The sequence below is a fragment of the Azospirillum sp. TSH64 genome (assembly GCF_003116035.1).
Classification (GTDB): Bacteria; Pseudomonadota; Alphaproteobacteria; order Azospirillales; family Azospirillaceae; genus Azospirillum.
In genome coordinates this window covers 4,966,238-4,981,841 of sequence record NZ_LGQW01000015.1, presented here as the reverse complement: position 1 = coordinate 4,981,841, position 15,604 = coordinate 4,966,238, and the positions used below count along the sequence as shown (strand labels likewise).

The 15,604-nt window shown below is 66.3% G+C and carries 16 protein-coding genes; 6 read left to right on the top strand and 10 right to left on the bottom strand.

Features of this window, described 5'->3' with window-relative positions:
* Position 1 precedes the first annotated feature (1 nt).
* The 6 genes from TSH64_RS23910 to TSH64_RS23885 all read right to left on the bottom strand — a co-directional run bounded on the left by TSH64_RS23910 (position 2) and on the right by TSH64_RS23885 (position 7,079).
* Positions 2–1,819 carry an AMP-binding protein gene (locus TSH64_RS23910; RefSeq protein WP_247873112.1) on the bottom strand — a complete coding sequence of 606 codons (1,818 nt, stop codon included), beginning with the start codon at positions 1,817–1,819 and terminating at the stop codon, positions 2–4.
* 94 nt (positions 1,820–1,913) lie between these two features.
* A complete protein-coding gene (locus TSH64_RS23905; RefSeq protein WP_109448823.1) occupies positions 1,914–2,702 on the bottom strand; it encodes an enoyl-CoA hydratase-related protein in 789 nt (262 codons plus the stop codon).
* Between the two features lie 32 nt (positions 2,703–2,734).
* Positions 2,735–3,874 (bottom strand): LLM class flavin-dependent oxidoreductase, encoded by a 1,140-nt coding sequence (locus tag TSH64_RS23900; protein WP_109448821.1) that lies wholly within the window; start codon positions 3,872–3,874, stop codon positions 2,735–2,737.
* A 159-nt stretch (positions 3,875–4,033) separates the two neighbouring features.
* Positions 4,034–4,804 (bottom strand): creatininase family protein, encoded by a 771-nt coding sequence (locus TSH64_RS23895; RefSeq protein ID WP_109448819.1) that lies wholly within the window; start codon positions 4,802–4,804, stop codon positions 4,034–4,036.
* The gene (locus tag TSH64_RS23890) at positions 4,797–5,561 is read right to left on the bottom strand and encodes an enoyl-CoA hydratase/isomerase family protein (RefSeq protein WP_109448817.1); all 765 of its coding nucleotides are present in this window, start codon (positions 5,559–5,561) and stop codon (positions 4,797–4,799) included. Before TSH64_RS23890 ends, TSH64_RS23895 begins: the two co-directional genes overlap by 8 nt.
* A gap of 621 nt (positions 5,562–6,182) precedes the next feature.
* Positions 6,183–7,079, bottom strand: a complete 897-nt coding sequence (locus tag TSH64_RS23885; protein ID WP_109448815.1) for a LysR family transcriptional regulator — start codon at positions 7,077–7,079, stop codon at positions 6,183–6,185.
* A gap of 147 nt (positions 7,080–7,226) precedes the next feature.
* Here TSH64_RS23885 and TSH64_RS23880 point away from each other — a divergent pair, with 147 nt between their 5' ends.
* The gene (locus tag TSH64_RS23880; RefSeq protein ID WP_109448813.1) at positions 7,227–8,561 is read left to right on the top strand and encodes an MFS transporter; all 1,335 of its coding nucleotides are present in this window, start codon (positions 7,227–7,229) and stop codon (positions 8,559–8,561) included.
* Complete coding sequence (locus TSH64_RS23875) at positions 8,558–9,694, top strand: mandelate racemase/muconate lactonizing enzyme family protein (protein WP_109448811.1); 1,137 nt, start codon at positions 8,558–8,560, stop codon at positions 9,692–9,694. The genes TSH64_RS23880 and TSH64_RS23875 overlap by 4 nt, the downstream gene beginning before the upstream one ends.
* 54 nt (positions 9,695–9,748) lie before the next feature.
* Here TSH64_RS23875 and TSH64_RS23870 read toward each other — a convergent pair whose 3' ends face one another.
* The 4 genes from TSH64_RS23870 to TSH64_RS23855 all read right to left on the bottom strand — a co-directional run bounded on the left by TSH64_RS23870 (position 9,749) and on the right by TSH64_RS23855 (position 11,775).
* Entirely contained in the window at positions 9,749–10,258 is a 510-nt protein-coding gene (locus TSH64_RS23870; protein WP_158285409.1) for a response regulator, read from the bottom strand.
* Between the two features lie 67 nt (positions 10,259–10,325).
* Positions 10,326–10,733 carry a response regulator gene (locus TSH64_RS23865; RefSeq protein ID WP_247873111.1) on the bottom strand — a complete coding sequence of 136 codons (408 nt, stop codon included), beginning with the start codon at positions 10,731–10,733 and terminating at the stop codon, positions 10,326–10,328.
* A gap of 227 nt (positions 10,734–10,960) precedes the next feature.
* Positions 10,961–11,338: a response regulator gene (locus TSH64_RS23860; protein WP_109452984.1), complete on the bottom strand. Its 378-nt coding sequence runs from the start codon at positions 11,336–11,338 to the stop codon at positions 10,961–10,963.
* Positions 11,339–11,343: 5 nt separating this feature from the next.
* Positions 11,344–11,775: a response regulator gene (locus tag TSH64_RS23855; RefSeq protein ID WP_109448805.1), complete on the bottom strand. Its 432-nt coding sequence runs from the start codon at positions 11,773–11,775 to the stop codon at positions 11,344–11,346.
* A gap of 450 nt (positions 11,776–12,225) precedes the next feature.
* Here TSH64_RS23855 and TSH64_RS23850 point away from each other — a divergent pair, with 450 nt between their 5' ends.
* The 4 genes from TSH64_RS23850 to TSH64_RS23835 all read left to right on the top strand — a co-directional run.
* Positions 12,226–12,903: a DUF1826 domain-containing protein gene (locus TSH64_RS23850; RefSeq protein ID WP_109448803.1), complete on the top strand. Its 678-nt coding sequence runs from the start codon at positions 12,226–12,228 to the stop codon at positions 12,901–12,903.
* Positions 12,904–13,028: 125 nt separating this feature from the next.
* On the top strand, positions 13,029–13,799 hold the full coding sequence (locus tag TSH64_RS23845; protein ID WP_109448801.1) for an ABC transporter ATP-binding protein: 771 nt from the start codon (positions 13,029–13,031) through the stop codon (positions 13,797–13,799).
* A complete protein-coding gene (locus TSH64_RS23840; protein ID WP_109452982.1) occupies positions 13,796–14,680 on the top strand; it encodes a metal ABC transporter permease in 885 nt (294 codons plus the stop codon). Before TSH64_RS23845 ends, TSH64_RS23840 begins: the two co-directional genes overlap by 4 nt.
* 31 nt (positions 14,681–14,711) lie before the next feature.
* Positions 14,712–15,604: zinc ABC transporter substrate-binding protein (locus TSH64_RS23835; RefSeq protein WP_109452980.1), on the top strand; the 893-nt coding region annotated here is incomplete at its 3' end.

Here is a 15,604-nt window from a genome sequence, read left to right as displayed (position 1 = left end):
ATCACAGGTTGGACAGCGCCTGACGGATCAGCGAATCCTCGGAGTCGTCGTAGAGCGAATCGATCAGCGCCGCGTACCGCTCGTTCAGCACCTTGCGCCGCTTTTTCCGGGTCGCCGTCATGACGCCGTTTTCCGCCGACAGCTCTTCGGGAAGGATGCGGAACGACTTTATCTGCTCGACGGGCGCCAGCCTCTGGTTCGCCCTGGCGACCTCCCCCTCGATCAGGTGGATCACCGCTTCCGACGAACAGAAATCCGCGTAATCATTGATCGTTTCGTTCCGCCCCTTCACCCAGTCCATCATCGCGATGCGGTCGACCTCGATCAGCGCCACGAGGTATTTCCGCCCGTCGCCGCAGACCGCGGCCTCCGAGATGTAGGGGCTTCGCCGCAGCTCGTTCTCGATCTGTGCCGGACTGATCGACTTGCCGCCGGAGGTGTTGATGATCTCCTTTTTCCGGTCGATGATCGCCAGTTGGCCATCGGGCCGGACCTCGACGATATCGCCGGTGTGGAGCCATCCGTCGCGCAGAGCCTCCAGCGTGTCGTCGGGCTTGTTCAGGTAGCCCGTGAACAGGCCGGGCCCCGTCACCAGCATTTCGCCATCGCCGGCGATCCTGGTCTTCCAGCGCGGATCGGCAATCGGAACGCCGATGGTGCCGGGCTTCGACCAGTCCCGCATCTGCCCGGTGTTCGCACCGACCAGTTCGGTCTGGCCATAGACCTCCTTGAGGTTCAACCCCCAGGTCTGCCACAGCTTCACGACGTCCGGCGGCATCGGCGCGGAGGCGGTGTACGGGTATCTCAGCTGATCGAGCCCGATCTCCGCCAGGAGCGGCAGGAAGACCCGGTCGCGGCAGGTCGCGAAAAGCGCCTGGAGAAACGGATCGTCCGGGCCGTCCGCCTGCCGGTCCGCCAGCGCCTTCTGGGCGATGGACATCGCGAAGCGATAGGATTTCCTGCCGACCGTGGCCGACGCATTGATCCTGCTGACCAGTTCGGCGGCATAGCGTTGATAGAAGCGCGGCGGCGCCATCCAATAGGTCGGCCTCACGTCGCGGATCGTCGTCGCGAAATCCGCTCCGGTCTCGCCGAAATAGGGCGTGACCTCGCTGATGAGAGGAAGAACGATGCCCTGCCCGAGCCCGACGACATGGGAGAGGGGGAGATGGACGACCACCCGCTGGGGTTCGCGGAAAAGCGCCGGGCAAAAGCCTCGGGTGGTCATCAGCCCCTCGATCAGCGACCGGTGGGTGAGGATCGCGCCCTTGGGATTGCCGGTCGTGCCGGAGGTGTAGACGATGCTGGCATTGTCTTCCGCCCGCGCCTTGCCGGCCTGCTCGTCGAGCAGCGACGCACAATCGGAGGACGATGAGGCGGAAAAGCGCGGCAGCGAGACGACGTTTTTCGACGACTGAACCGCCGGATCGAAGACCACGATCTTCTTCAAGCTCTCCGCCTGCCGGCTGCGGAGAAGGACGGCGAGTTCCTTCTCTCCGGCGACGAAGGCGAATTTGCTTCCCGAATCCTCCAGGAAATATTCCACCTCCTCGGTCGAAGAGGTGAAATAGATCCCGACCGCCACGCCGCCGGCGCAGACCGTCGCCATGTAGGCGACCACCCAGTCCTGCGAGATGTCGCCCATGATGGCGACATGGTCCCCCTTCTCCAGACCATGATCGAGGAGGGCACGCGAAAGTGCCGCAACGTCCCTGGCGAACTCCCCCCAGGTCGTGGCGTGCCATGTGCCGGCACGCTTCTGGAAGAACGCCACGGCCTCGCCCCTGCCGTCCCGGCGGTCGCGCAGCAGCGACGGCAACGTCGCGTCCTCATGCGCGGTTGGTGGAGGGTCGATGGCGGATGAGGCGGTTGAGGGCAGGACGGGCGGGAAAACGGAATGCGGCCCGCCCATCTCAATTGCCGCCTTCTGCAAAGCGCTTGCGCTTCTCGCGGAAGGCGGCGACGGCCTCCTTGCGCTCCGGGCTGTGGAAGGTGAGCATCTCGAGCGCGCCGGCGGTGTCGAGATTCAAATGCACCTGCTCCTTGATCAGCGTGTTGACGGCGTATTTGGTCCAGACGATGGCGTCGCGGGGACCGGATGCGAGCATCTCGGCGTAGCGGACCGCATGCTCGACGACGGTTCCTTCCGGCACGACCCTGTTGATCATGCCGGCCGCCGCCGCCTCCTCCGCCGAAATGAAGTCCCCGGTCATCAGGTAATGCTTGGCCCGCACCGGCCCCAGAAGCAGCGGCCAGATCACAGCACCGCCGTCGCCGGCGACGACGCCGGCCGTCACATGGGTGTCGGCGAAGCGGGCCGCGGGCTCGGCGAAGACGACGTCGCAGAACAGGGCGAGCGTGGCACCCAGCCCGACGGCGACGCCGTTGACCGCGGCGATCAGCGGGCATTCCAGCTCGAGCATGTTGCGGATGAGATGACGCCCGGAACGGGTCGGCGAAATCGGCCCGAGATCGTCGTCGAGCGCATTCTGATCGCCGCCGGAGCAGAAACCGCGGCCGGCACCGGTCAGGACGACAGCCTTGACCGCCCGGTCGTTGTCGAGGTCCACGAACAGCTCTTCCAGCGCGGCATGCATCGGCCAGTCGATGGCGTTGAGGATTTCCGGCCGGTTCAGGGTGACGATGGCCACGCCGCTCGCGCGCTTCTCGACGAGCAGGCCCCTATAGGTCTTGTCGGTCATGGGAGGCTCTCTTCAGATCGGTCGAGAGGGGATCAGGCCGAAGCGCTCACCGTCCGCATCCTGCGGATCTGGTCGAGGATCTCGTCGGTCGGACGCACCACATTGTTGCGGTCGTTGAAATGCGGGATGACGTGGCGCCCGACCAGTTCGATGGCCTTCATGATCTCGGCGTGCGAAACAGAGTCGATGTGGAACAGGATTTCCTCGGCCCCGGTTTCGATGAAGCGTTCCAACTGGCGGATGACCGTATCCGGGCTGCCGCAGACCAGGCTGGCGGAGTCGTTCAGGAGATAATCCCAGTCGGTGGCCGCGCGCTGGAGCGCCTCCAGCCCTTCCCCCATGTAGGCGTAGTCGTCGGCGATCTTCGCCAGCCGCGGATAGGCATCGGTCGAGATGCGGGCGTACTGCATCAGCGGCTCGGCATAGATGTCCTTCGCCGCCCGATCGGTTTCGGCGATCCCGAGGAACACCGGCATGCCGAGACGCGGACGGTCGAGCGGGCCGTTCGGATCCCGCTGCCAGTTCGACCGGTAGGCCTCGACCATCTTCGCCTGGGCGTCCCAGCCCTGGTAGAGCGTGTGGCTGAGGACGGCGAGCCCCTGGCGGGCCGCCCAGACATGGCTGCGCTCGCTGGTCGCCGCGATGCCCATGAGCGGGTAGGGCTTCTGCAATGGTTTCGGCACCAGCATGCGCGGCGGAACCTGGTAATGCTTGCCCTCGAAGGTGAAGATGTCCTTGCTGAAGGCTTCCCGGATCAGCGCGATCCCTTCTTCCATCTGCTCGAGCGTTTCCGCGGGCTCCACATTGAAGGCGCGCATGGCGATGGTGGTGTTGGCGCGGCCGCAATACAGCTCCATGCGGCCGTTGGACAGGATGTCGGTGACGGCGGCACGTTCCGCCGTGCGCAGCGCATGGTTGATCTTCTTGGGCATCAGCGAAACCGCCGGTCTCAACCGGATGCGGGACGTGACCGCCGCGAGGTAGCCATACACGACTTCGGGGGCCGAGCTGGAGATCCCGCCCAAGGCGACATGCTGTTCGGACAGGCTGACGATGTCGAAACCCATCTTTTCGGCAAACACCGCCTCTTCGACAAGCTCATGAAGCCGGCGCGAATAGCTTTGTCCGACCAGAGTTTCCTGCTCGGACCAGAAGCCGAACTTGACTGCCATTTGGATGCCCTCTCGGGTTTGTTTGTGATGCCTCTTCGGTGATTGAAAGCTTGTCATGAAGCCGGCGGCAGAACCTGCCGAAGATCGGTTGCACTGACTGCGCGCTCAGAACATTATTTTGTGTAGGAATGATCGGTCGGATCGCAGGGTAGCGCGCCGTCAGGCCGGATCGTCCTGGGAAAAAGCATCGACGAGAAGCGAGGCGATGCGCTCGATGCAATGGCTGCCGATGGCCGTCGAGGAGCCGGAGGGGTCGCCAAGAATGCCGTTGGCGCTGACGGCCGCAAGCCCGTCGCGCCACATCAGCTCCAGATCGCCTTGCGAAAGCAGCCCCAGCCTTCCGGCCTCATAGCGCTCCATGCGCACCCGTCCGGGGTGGATGTCGAGCATCAGCGAGGTTTCGGCGATATCGGCATGGCCGCCGACCCTGATCGGCTCGCCGCCCGCCTCGCTCACCGCATCGCGCCAGCACTCCAGCCACGCCTTCGCATCGGTGAAGGCAAAGACGCGGCAGGAGGCGGGCACGGCCGACCGCAAGCGCGGCAGCATCCTGGCCAAGGGCGGGGAATTGCCGACATGGGCGGAGAAGATGAGAATGCGCTCGAACCCATGCCGCGCCAGGCTGGTGCAGTAATCCCGGCAGATCATTTCCAATGTGCTGTCCTGCAACGAGATCGTGCCGGGAAATGCCAGATGGTGGGACGAACAGCCGACCCTGATGGTCGGCGCCACCAGTGCGCGCCCAACGCCCTTCGCCACCAGGATACCGAGATGCTCCGCATGGTCGGCATCGACGCTGAGGGGCAGGTGCGGTCCATGCTGCTCCACCGCCCCGCAGGGGATGACGATGGTCCGGGTGCCGCCTGCAATGGCGAGAGCAACCTCGGGCGAGGTCATGAACTCAAGCCGGAGATGATCGCCGTCAGCCATGCTGCTGCCCCGTTTTGCGCTGGAGGAAACGGTCACGCGCCGCGGCCGTCTCGCCGCGGTTCAGGTAATCCTGCATGTCGCCGAGCGTGCGCGCTTCCAGCTCCCCGTCGGTCATCCGCGGCGCATCGGCGAAGGTCCGTTTGATCGCCGAGAACAGATGCATGTCCTTGCGCCGAAGCGTCTCGGCGACGGCACGGGTCCGGTCCTGCAAATCGCTGAAACCGACGATTTCATCGACAAGGCCCATCGCCTTCGCCTCCTGCGCCGAAACGAGATCCCCGGAATAGAGGAGACGCTCGGCAGTCCGGCGCCCGAGACGGTCCATCGCCTGCCGCATGCCCTTCGCGGCGGGAAGCAGCCCATGGTTGATTTCGGGAAAGCCGAATTTGGCCCCCTCGCTCGCCACGACATGGTCCGCGAACAGAACCAGCTCCAACGCCCCGCCCACCGCATAGCCGTTGACCGCGCACAGCAGCGGACAGCGGTAGCCTTCGAGCGCGACGAGCAGCCGGTGGAAGGCACGCATCCTTGGAACTGCGGCGTCCGCCCTGGCGACGATTTCGCGAATGTCGCCGCCGGCACTGAAGAAGCGCTCGCCGGCCCCGGTCAGGATCACGGCCGGTGCGTCGGCCTCAGCCCCGAAGCGGTCGAGATCGTCCGCCAGCGCCTGGATCAGGTCGAAGGAGAGTGCGTTGGCGGGTGGCCTGTCCATGGTCAGCCGGACCAGCGTCGTGGATAAACGATCCATCCTCAGCATCTTGCATCCTTTCAGATCGTGCAGGAGTGCCGGCCGAGGTTAGCGCGGGCCCCTCAAAGGGTTCTTCCGAAGACTCCCCGCGGACACGTCCGTGAAAGGATGTTCTGGCGCTGCCCGGATGTTTGGCGGCCGAAGATGCCGCGCTCCTTGGCGTTGCCGAAGACCGACGGCCATTCCCCGAATGCCGGATCGGCGGTGCGATCACGGAGCCGTACTCGTAAAGCCGGTTAGTCGGGCCTTTCATCGGGCTGGCTTGCCGTGCCGGCCGGCGGTCAGGCGGAGCTTGTTGACTTCCGTGGGAGTTATGCGCATTGAGATAAAGCCAATTTAAATTTCCATAATAACGGTTATGTGCCTTATCTTGATTCCGCGCGCGTGTAAGCGCAATGTGAAACTGTCAGTCCCTCGCAGCATAGAAGTGTCAGCCCGCGGTCGGCAGCCGACGCGCATCGGCTTCTTGCGTTATGCGGCGTCGCATAAGCCCGACGGACTCAGGGCAGTGCATGCCGGTTGGACGCCTTTCCAATGCCACGCAAGCAGCGCCCGCCGCCGCGGTCGGGGCGTCGATGGTGGACGGCATGCTTGTCTGGCGGCGAGATCGTCGCGCGGAGCCGTCGCCGGTCAGAGGTCGACGTAATCGATCCGCCGCATCACCTGGGCGATGGACCGCGCGACCGCCGCCACCTTGGGATCGTTGACGCCGGTCCGATAGCAGATGAAAAGCCGTCCGTTCTCCACCGGGGGATCGGACGCCACCAGCTCGACTTGGCCCAGCGCCAGGAACCGCTGCGCCATCGGGATGGGAAGCAGCCCGGCGCCGACCCCGCCGGCCACCAGTTCGGCGATCACCGCGACGCTGGTGCAGGTGCTGAGACGGCTGGGAAAAAGGCCCGCCGTCGCGAACCAGCCGCTGATCTGCCGGTGCATGGCCGACGGCGGAGGGTTGGAGAAGACAGGCTGCGCCCACAGGTCCCGCGGCGTCAGCGGACCGGCCTGCTCCCAGGATTTCGGAACGACCCAGCTCGTCGGCTGGGCGCCGAGCGGCTGGAGGTGGAGCTGCTCGTCGCCGATCGGGTTGAGCAGGACCGCCACGTCCAGCGCATCGCGCAGCAGGGCGCTCTCCAGCGTGGTGCTGGTGGACACCACCCAGTCCGGCTGCAGCGCCGGATGATCCTCCTGAAGCCCGGCCAGCAGCGGCGAGAGGCAGGTGACGGCGAAACCCTCGGCCAGCCCAACCCGGACGCGGCCGGCGACGGTGCGGGATTCGTCCTGTCCGCCGATGGCCCGCAGCTCCGTCATGATCGCGGAGACCCGCGGCAGCAGCAGGCGCCCTTCCGGCGTCAGCCGCAGGCCGCGGCCCGTCCGTTCAAACACGTCGCTTCCGAGCGCATCCCGCAGATCCTTCAGGCGCAGCGACAGGGTGGGCTGTGCGAGGTTGAGGTGCTCGGCCGCCCGCTGCGCAGAGCCCAACTGTGCTGTCCAGAAAAAGGCCTCCAACTGTGCGACGGTGATCCGCATGGCCGGTTTCTAATATCAGTTTTCCCAATATCAGATGTTAAGAACATCCTATTTGATTATCAATGTCAATGAACGGACACTGTTGGCCATCAAAGCAAAATGTGGCGCAAAGCGTGGCGAAGTCCGCGCAATCCGGAGGAAACCAGGATGAATGAGCGATCCGACGTCATCGCCAAGGTGGGATGGCGAATCCTGCCGATTTTGATGGTCTGCTATTTCGCGGCCTTTCTCGACCGGGTGAACATCGGCTTCGCCGCGTTGACCATGAACCAGGATCTGGGCTTCTCGGCGTCCGCTTTCGGCTTCGGCGCCGGCATCTTCTTCCTCGGCTATGTGCTGTGCGAGGTTCCCAGCAACCTGCTGCTGGTGCGCTACGGCGCGCGGCTGTGGATCGCCCGCATCCTGATCACCTGGGGGCTGCTCTCGGCGGCGACCGCGCTGGTCTGGAGCCCCGGCAGCTTCTATCTGGTGCGCATCCTGCTGGGCGCCGCCGAAGCCGGCTTCTTTCCGGGCATGATCTTCTACATGACCCTGTGGTTCCCGCGGGAATACCGCGCCCGCATGTTCGGAACCTTCAACATCGCCGTGCCGCTGTCGTCGGTCATCGGCGCACCGGTCTCCGGCCTGATCATCGAACATCTGAACGGCTGGAACGGTCTGGCCGGCTGGCAGTGGATGTTCATCCTGGAAGCCATGCCCGCCATGGTCATGGGTGTGGTCGTCGCCCTCTTCCTGCCGTCCTCGCCGGAGAAGGCCGGCTTCCTGGCCGAGGACGAGCGCCGCTGGCTGTCCGCCCGGCTGGAGGCCGAGCGCGCGGCCCAGGAGAGGACGGAACGCTTCACCGTCGGCCGCGCCGTCCGCGATCCCCGCGTCCTGCTGATGTGCCTGATCGCGGTCGGGCTCGTCATGGGCACCACGGGCATCGCCATCTGGATGCCTCAGTTCGTCAAGGCCTTCGGCCTCAGCACCGTGCAGACCGGCTTCGTCGCCGCCATCCCCTCCGCCTTCATGGCGCTGGCCATGCTGCTGGTCGGCCGCCATGCCGACCGCACCGGCGAGCGGGTCTGGCATGCGGCCGGGCCGTTCCTGGTCAGCGCCGCCGGCTTCGTCCTCGCAGCCCTCAGCAGCGATCCGCTGATCGGGCTGGCCGGGTTGACCATCGGGGCGGCCGGCATCGGCGGCGCTTCGCCCAACATCTGGATCTTCCCGACCACCCTCCTGACCGGCACCGCCGCCGCGGCCGGCATCGCGCTGATCAACTCGGTCGGCAGCACCGGCGGCTTCTTCGGCCCCACCATCATCGGCTGGGTGCGGGACGCCACCGGCGGCTTCGCCGGTGCGCAGCTGGTCCTCGCCGGCGCCATGGCGCTGACGGCCTGCGCGATCCTGCTGCTCGGCCATCTGATGCGCGACCTGATGCGCGGCGGCGTCGTGCCCGCATCGCGGTCCGCCCAGGACAACGCACAGGAAAGCAAGGCATGAGCATCGCCGCAGTCCGCCTTCATCATCTGGTCGCCCCGCTGCCCGAGGTCATCGGCAACGCGCTGGTGTCTTTCGACCGACGCGAGACCCTGTTCGTCGAGATCGTCGACCGCGACGGCCGATCCGGCTGGGGCGAGGCCTGGCACACCCCTGCCGCCGACCGCACCACCATCGCCTCGCGTCTTGCCCCCCGCCTGCTCGGGCAGGATCCCCAGCAGATCGGCCGGCTCTGGCAGGAGATGCGCGAGGCCGCCGGCGGGGCGATGGGGGCCGTCGCCGCCATCGACATGGCGCTGCACGATCTTGCGGCGCGCCAGCGCGGCATTCCGGTCAGCACGCTGCTGGGCGGCGCCCTGCGCCACCGGGTCGCCGCCTATGCCAGCGGCCCCTTCTTCAAGCCCGGCGGCCATCCCTACCGCGAGTTCGAGCGCGAGGTGGAGGGCTATCTCCGGGCGGGCTTCAAGGCGATCAAGCTGCGCAGCGGCTTCGCCCCGGCGGACGATGCGGCCATCGTCAATACCGTCCGGCAGATGATGGGGCCGGACGGCACGCTGATGCTGGATTTCAACCAGTCCTACGCGCCGCGGGCGGCCTTGGCCGCCGTATCGAACATGCGGGAGGCCGGCCTGCTCTGGGTGGAGGAGCCGACGGTTCCGGGCGACCTGCAAGGATACCGCATGCTGTCCGGCCTGATGACGCCAGCATTGGCCGGCGGGGAGACCTTCACTGAGGCCCGTGCCTTCCGCCCCTTCCTGGAGGCCGGCTGCATGGATGTGCTGCAACCGGACATCGCCGTCTGCGGCGGGCTGACCGGCGTCGGACGGGTGGCGGCTTTGGCGGAGCTGTACGACCGGCCGGTCGTTCCCCATGTCTGGGGCGGCATCGTCAACTTCCAGGCGGCCCTGCATTTGACCGCGACCCTGCCCGCGCTGCGCAGCGGCGCCGCGGCCGGAGGCTATCCGTTCCTCGAATTCGATGCCGGCCCCAACCCCCTGCTGGATCTCTGCGGCCGTCCCGCCGTCAACAACGACGGGACCGTCACGGTGCCGGACGGGCCGGGTTTCGGCTTCGATCTGAATGCCGACATGCTGTCACCCTTCGTCGTCGCACGGCAGGACGTGACGGCACGGTAGCCCGCCGGGTGCAGAGGCCGGCGACCACGCCGGCATGGTCCCGTCACTATCCCGTCACGGACCGCTCATGGTGGCAGCCGGACGGTTGCCCGCTCCGTTGACGCCAGAGCGCCGCACCGGGACGGAGGCAAGCTTCTGACGGGACGGGAGCCGGTTCAATTCGCACCAGAACCGGTCGATCGCCCGCACGGCTTGCACCAGTTCGGAAAACGCCTCCGGCTTCGCGACATAGGCATTGGCCCCGGCCGCGTAGCACGGACCGACATCCTCCCGGTTCCGCGCAGCCGAGAACACCACCACCGGAATCGGCCGGGTGTCCGGGGCCGCCGCCTTGAACCGGTGCAGTTCCTCTATCCCGCCAGACGCCGGCAGGGCAAATACGACGACGGCGGGATGCAGCGGTGCGGCCGACGCCAGCGGCGGAGACAGCAGCCGGAGCGCTTCCTCCCCATCCCGGACCACCACCGGGGCTTGGCCAAGCCCCGCCTCCCGGCAGGCCTCCAGAAACAGGTCGCGGTCTCTGCGATCGCCCTCCACCAGCAGGATAGGCGTGCCGTTCGTCATTGGATTTCCGGTTCTAGGATGAAGCACGAAGACCTGTCCGGTCGGCGATGACCGTCGAAGCGGCGTGTCAGGTCGGGCAATGCTCGGCAAAGGCCCGAATGATCGCCGACTCGCCATAGGGCTTGGCGATCATCGGACGGTGGCGGTGTGCCGGGGGAATCGCGTCCACACCGTAGCTGGTGGTGAAGAGGAAGGGCGTGCCAGCCGCCGCCAGACGGTCCGCCACCGGATCGATCAGCTCGCCGCGCAGGTTGACGTCCAGAATCGCCATGTCGACATGGTGTCCCGCAATCGTCGTCAATGCCTTTCCGATTGAGCCGACCGGATCGAGGCAGGTCGCACCATGGTCGGTGAGCAGGTCCTCCAGGTCCATCGCGATCAGGATCTCATCCTCGACGATCAGGACCGTGAGGCCGGCAAAGGACCGGTCGGCCCGAGCCGCTTCCCGTCCCGCCATTTCGGCTGGACTTGCCATATTTCCGCGAGCCGAGCGAAATAAAGTGTGACTCATGGTTCGGATCGCCCGCTCTGTGCCCGGTTCCCCAGCGTATCGCCGGTCCCCCATAACAGACCCGGCGGCCAAAACGGTCAATTGACGCATACATAATATCCGGAAAACCGGCCGGTTGGATGCGATGCCTACGCCGAAAGGGTGAACTGCCGGCGGCAGACGGTCCGCTGCGTGCGGCCACGGATCCGGCATCAGCCAGCGGATCCGGCTTCACCGGATAACAGCGTGGCAATCGTCGGCGCCATCGTGGCCACGTCGTAGGGTTTGCGCATGACCACCAGCCGCCCCGGTTCCGGCCGTGGAAGATGCTCGCTGAACCCACTCACCACGATGATCGGCAGGTCCGGACGCCGCGCCCGGATGGCTCGGATCAGAGCCGCGCCATCCATCACCGGCATGCGCATGTCGGTGATCAGGATGTCGGCCGGATCGTCGACGTCGGACTCGACCGCTTCCGCACCGTTGCAGGCGACCGTGACCCGGTATCCCTCGGACTCCAGGACGAAGGCCATGGCCAGGGCGACCAGATTTTCGTCCTCGGCGATCAGGACATGGGGCATAGCGCTCATCAGGATCACCCACCCGTCTGCGGACGATGTTGCAGCAGAGCGTCGATGACCTCGGCATCGCTGTAGGGCTTGGCGATCACCGGACGATGACGATGCGCCTTGGGACGGGCTTCTTCGCCGTAGCCGGTGGTGAAGAGGAAGGGGATCCCCATGGCAGACAAGCGGTCGGCCACCGGATCGATCCGCTCGCCACGCAGGTTGATGTCGACCAGAGCGATGTCGGCGCGCCGCGTTGCAATCGTTTTCAGCGCACTGCCGATCGATCCGATGGGGCCAACGCAGACTGCACCGTTGTCGGTCAGGACATCTTCCAGACTCAGCGCAATCAAAGGCTCATCCTCAATGATGAGGACGGTGAGTCCGGACAATGGGAGGGTGTTCAAAACGCGGGTTCTCTTACAAAAATTGTGGGCACTTTCGACGCTTTCAAAGATCATGGAGAGGCTTCGTTGAGAACAGTTCTTATTAGCGCCGGTTGTGTTTTACTTGGCGCCAACGGTTTTCATATAGCCGGTAAAAAGTACATCGCTGTCAATTGATGCCTTTTGCATAGTCGGCTGGATAGTTGGATAGCCGTCGCCACAACCGCTCCGCTGCAAAACAAAATCCAGTGATCATTGGGAATAAATATATATTTTCTACAAAATCATAACTTTCAAACCCCAGGCTTTCCGAAGGGGGGAGACGGCCCTGGATTGGGCGTCTGCGACGCCCGGTGCCCTGCCCGACCGTCCGCCGGTCCGGCTGAACCTGTCTTCTGCATGGCCTTCCGACCTCCGGCGTTCCGCACGGTCAGGCTTTAAAGGGCCAAGCGGGGCAAGAGCGCGCTTGCAATATATGTAATGATATAACATTACTGATCTGTCGCCGTTTTCCGCCGAGGCCGCATGCAAAGCCTTCCCAATTCCCTGGCCCCCATCGCCACCCGGCCGTCCGCCAGTCGGAAGGGACATGGCCAGCCCGCCCGGTGCCGTACGGCCAATGCCTTATCGGTCATCCGGCGCTCCGACGTGAACCTCGCTGTCTGGCGCCGCCGGTTGCCGGCCGGGATCTCCGCACAATGCGCCCAGCTCGCGGAACGGGACTGGCCGTCCTTCCAACTCGCGACGACACCGGATGAGGTGACCGGCGATCTGGCCGCCGCCCTGCCGTCACGCTGGAATGCGGGGCCGCTGTTCGACGACATCGTCCAACTGGTGACGGTGTATGCGGGCATCCTCGGATGCGACGCGATCCGGCTTCGCCTGGACAGCATGTCCGGTGACGGCTGCCGGTTTTTCCATGTCGATCATGTCGGCCTCCGCCTGCTCTGCACCTACCGGGGTGCCGGCACGCAGTGGCTGCCCGATGGGGCGGTCACCCGCCCGGCGCTGGGCCGTGGCGACAACGATGCCGTGCTGGCCGACCCGCGCCGCATCCGGATGCTCCGTGCCGGCCATGTCGCCCTGCTGAAGGGAGAGGCATGGCCCGGCAACCGCGGGCGCGGCCTCGTCCATCGCTCGCCGCCGGCCGACCCGTCCGGTGCGCGCCGTCTGCTGCTCTGCCTGGACCATGATGATCACTGACCGCTCGCGCTCGCCGTTGGCCGCCTCCGCGCCGTGCCGGATCGCCGCAGCCGCTCTTCTGTGCGTCCTTCTGTGGCTGACGGTCGCCTGGGCGCTGGATTGGCCATTGGATTGGATGATCTGACATGGCACCAACCCTCGCTGACGCACTGGCAGATCCGCTCATCCGCCTGACCGACCTCACTCTGGGATACCGGCGGCATCCGGCGGTCCACCACCTGTCCGGCGGCTTCCGGGAGGGTTCGCTCACCGCCGTGGTCGGCCCGAACGGTGCCGGCAAGAGCACCCTGCTCAAGGCGATCGTCGGCGCGCTGCGCCCCCTCGACGGCCGGGTGACGCTGCACGGACTGACGGCCGCCGACATCGCCTATCTGCCGCAGCAGGCCGAGATCGAACGCGATTTTCCCATCGATGTGCTCGACACCGTCCTGCTCGGACATTGGCGGCGGGTCGGTCTGTTCCGCTCCATCGGGCCTGCCCTGACGCGCCAGGCCGGGGAGGCGCTGGCCGCTGTCGGCCTGTCCGGCTTCGAGCGGCGCCCCATCGCCGCCCTGTCGGTCGGCCAGTTCCAGCGCGTGCTGTTCGCCCGCCTGCTGCTGCAGGACGCCCGCCTGATCCTGCTTGACGAGCCCTTCACCGCCATCGACGCCAGGACGACCGCCGATCTGCTCGAGGTCGTGCGGCGCTGGCATGGCGAGCGGCGCACCGTGGTCGCCGTGCTGCACGACCTGGAGCAGGTCCGCAGCCATTTCCCCGACACGCTTCTGCTGGCGCGCGAGCCGATCGCCTGGGGCCGAACCGCCGACGCACTGGCTCCCGCCAACCTCTTCCGCGCCCGTGCGATGGCGGAAGGCTGGGACGACAAGGCCGCGCTTTGCCGGAGGTCCGCGCCATGACCCTCTATGACTTCGCCGCCGCCCCCTTCCTGGAGTTCGGCTTCATGCGGCGGGCGCTTGCCGCCTGTCTGGCGCTGTCGCTCGGATGCGGCCCGGTGGGGGTTCTGCTGGTGCTGCGGCGGATGAGCCTGATGGGCGACGCCATGTCCCATGCCGTGCTGCCCGGCGCCGCCATCGGCTTTCTCGCCGCCGGCCTGTCCTTGTGGACGATGAGCATCGGCGGCTTTCTCGCCGGGCTGGCGGTGGCGCTGCTCGCCGGGTTGGTGTCGCGGGTGACAGCCTTGCGCGAGGATGCCAGCTTCGCCGCCTTCTACCTGATCTCGCTGGCCGGCGGGGTGCTGATCGTCTCGCTGCGCGGCAGCAACGTCGACCTGATGCATGTGCTGTTCGGCACCATCCTGGCGGTGGACGATGCCGGTCTGCTGCTGGTCGCCGGCATCGCCACCGTCACGCTGCTGACGCTGGCCCTGCTCTACCGCCCGCTCGTCGTGGAATGCTTCGATCCCGGATTCCTGCGCGCGGTCGGCGGCACGGGAGGGCGGCTGGGCGCGCTGTGCCATCTCGTCTTCCTGGTGCTGGTGGTCCTCAACCTCGTTGGCGGCTTCCAGGCGCTGGGCACGCTGATGGCGGTGGGGCTGATGATGCTGCCGGCCGCCTCGGCGCGCTTCTGGGCCGAGGGCATCGCCACGCTGGCGCTGACCGCCATGGCGCTCGCCTTCGCGTCCGGCATCGGCGGGCTTCTGCTGTCCTTCCACCTCAATCTGCCGTCCGGGCCGTCCATCGTCCTGGTCGCCGGTGCGGGCTATCTGCTGTCGCTGGCGCTGGGGCCGGTCGGCAGCCTGCGGACGCGCTGGTTTCCCGGCCGGCATCTGGAGGCGTGATTTCCGTGCTTCCTTCCAAGGAGTATTCCCGATGAACCGTTCATTCGCCGCTTCCCTGGCGATGGCGATGGTGCTTTTCGCGCTTCCCGCTCTGGCCGAACCGGTGAAGGTGGTCGCCACCTTCACCATTCTCGGCGACATGGTCCGCCAGATCGGCGGCGACGAGGTCGCGGTGACGACGCTGGTCGGCCCCGACGGCGACGCCCATGTCTATGAACCGACCCCCGCCGATGCGCGTGCACTTGGCAACGCCAAGCTTGTCGTCGTCAACGGCCTGGGCATGGAGGGCTGGATCGACAGGCTGGTCAAGGCGTCCGGCTACAAGGGTCCGGTCACCGTCACCAGCACCGGCGTCAAGCCCATCGCCGGCGAGGAGGAGCATGACGAGGCCGGCCATGAGGGCCAGGCCCATGATCACGGCCACGATCACGGCCACGATCACGGCGCCCACGACCCGCACGCCTGGCAGTCGGTCGCCAACGCCAGGATCTATGCCGACAACATCCTCAAGGGCCTTGTCGCCGCCGCTCCCGACAAGGCCGCCACCCTGCGCGCCAACCACGCCGCGTTCAAAGCGAAGCTCGACGCGGTGGAGTCGGAGATCAAGGCCGCGCTGAAGCCGATCCCGCGCAAGGACCGCAAGATCGTCACCTCGCACGACGCCTTCGGCTATTACGGCAAGGCATACGGCGTCACCTTCCTCGCCCCCGTCGGCATGTCGACCGAATCCGAGGCGGCGGCCGGCGACATCGCCAAGCTGATCCGCCAGATCAAGGCGGAGAAGATCAAGGCGGTCTTCGTCGAGACCATCGCCGATCCGCGCCTGCTGGAGCAGATCACGCGGGAGACCGGTGCGCGCATCGGCGGGCGGGTCTATTCCGATGCGCTGTCGGCGGCGGACGGCCCGGCGGCGACCTACGTCGA

Bases quoted from the DNA above. Each gene is read 5' to 3' on its own strand.
- TSH64_RS23905 (WP_109448823.1), bottom strand. From the start codon at position 2,702: ATGACCGACAAGACCTATAGGGGCCTGCTCGTCGAGAAGCGCGCGAGC.
- TSH64_RS23900 (WP_109448821.1), bottom strand. From the start codon at position 3,874: ATGGCAGTCAAGTTCGGCTTCTGGTCCGAGCAGGAAACTCTGGTCGGA.
- TSH64_RS23895 (WP_109448819.1), bottom strand. From the start codon at position 4,804: ATGGCTGACGGCGATCATCTCCGGCTTGAGTTCATGACCTCGCCCGAG.
- TSH64_RS23890 (WP_109448817.1), bottom strand. From the start codon at position 5,561: ATGCTGAGGATGGATCGTTTATCCACGACGCTGGTCCGGCTGACCATG.
- TSH64_RS23885 (WP_109448815.1), bottom strand. From the start codon at position 7,079: ATGCGGATCACCGTCGCACAGTTGGAGGCCTTTTTCTGGACAGCACAG.
- TSH64_RS23880 (WP_109448813.1), top strand. From the start codon at position 7,227: ATGAATGAGCGATCCGACGTCATCGCCAAGGTGGGATGGCGAATCCTG.
- TSH64_RS23875 (WP_109448811.1), top strand. From the start codon at position 8,558: ATGAGCATCGCCGCAGTCCGCCTTCATCATCTGGTCGCCCCGCTGCCC.
- TSH64_RS23870 (WP_158285409.1), bottom strand. From the start codon at position 10,258: ATGACGAACGGCACGCCTATCCTGCTGGTGGAGGGCGATCGCAGAGAC.
- TSH64_RS23865 (WP_247873111.1), bottom strand. From the start codon at position 10,733: ATGGCAAGTCCAGCCGAAATGGCGGGACGGGAAGCGGCTCGGGCCGAC.
- TSH64_RS23860 (WP_109452984.1), bottom strand. From the start codon at position 11,338: ATGAGCGCTATGCCCCATGTCCTGATCGCCGAGGACGAAAATCTGGTC.
- TSH64_RS23855 (WP_109448805.1), bottom strand. From the start codon at position 11,775: ATGATCTTTGAAAGCGTCGAAAGTGCCCACAATTTTTGTAAGAGAACC.
- TSH64_RS23850 (WP_109448803.1), top strand. From the start codon at position 12,226: ATGCAAAGCCTTCCCAATTCCCTGGCCCCCATCGCCACCCGGCCGTCC.
- TSH64_RS23845 (WP_109448801.1), top strand. From the start codon at position 13,029: ATGGCACCAACCCTCGCTGACGCACTGGCAGATCCGCTCATCCGCCTG.
- TSH64_RS23840 (WP_109452982.1), top strand. From the start codon at position 13,796: ATGACCCTCTATGACTTCGCCGCCGCCCCCTTCCTGGAGTTCGGCTTC.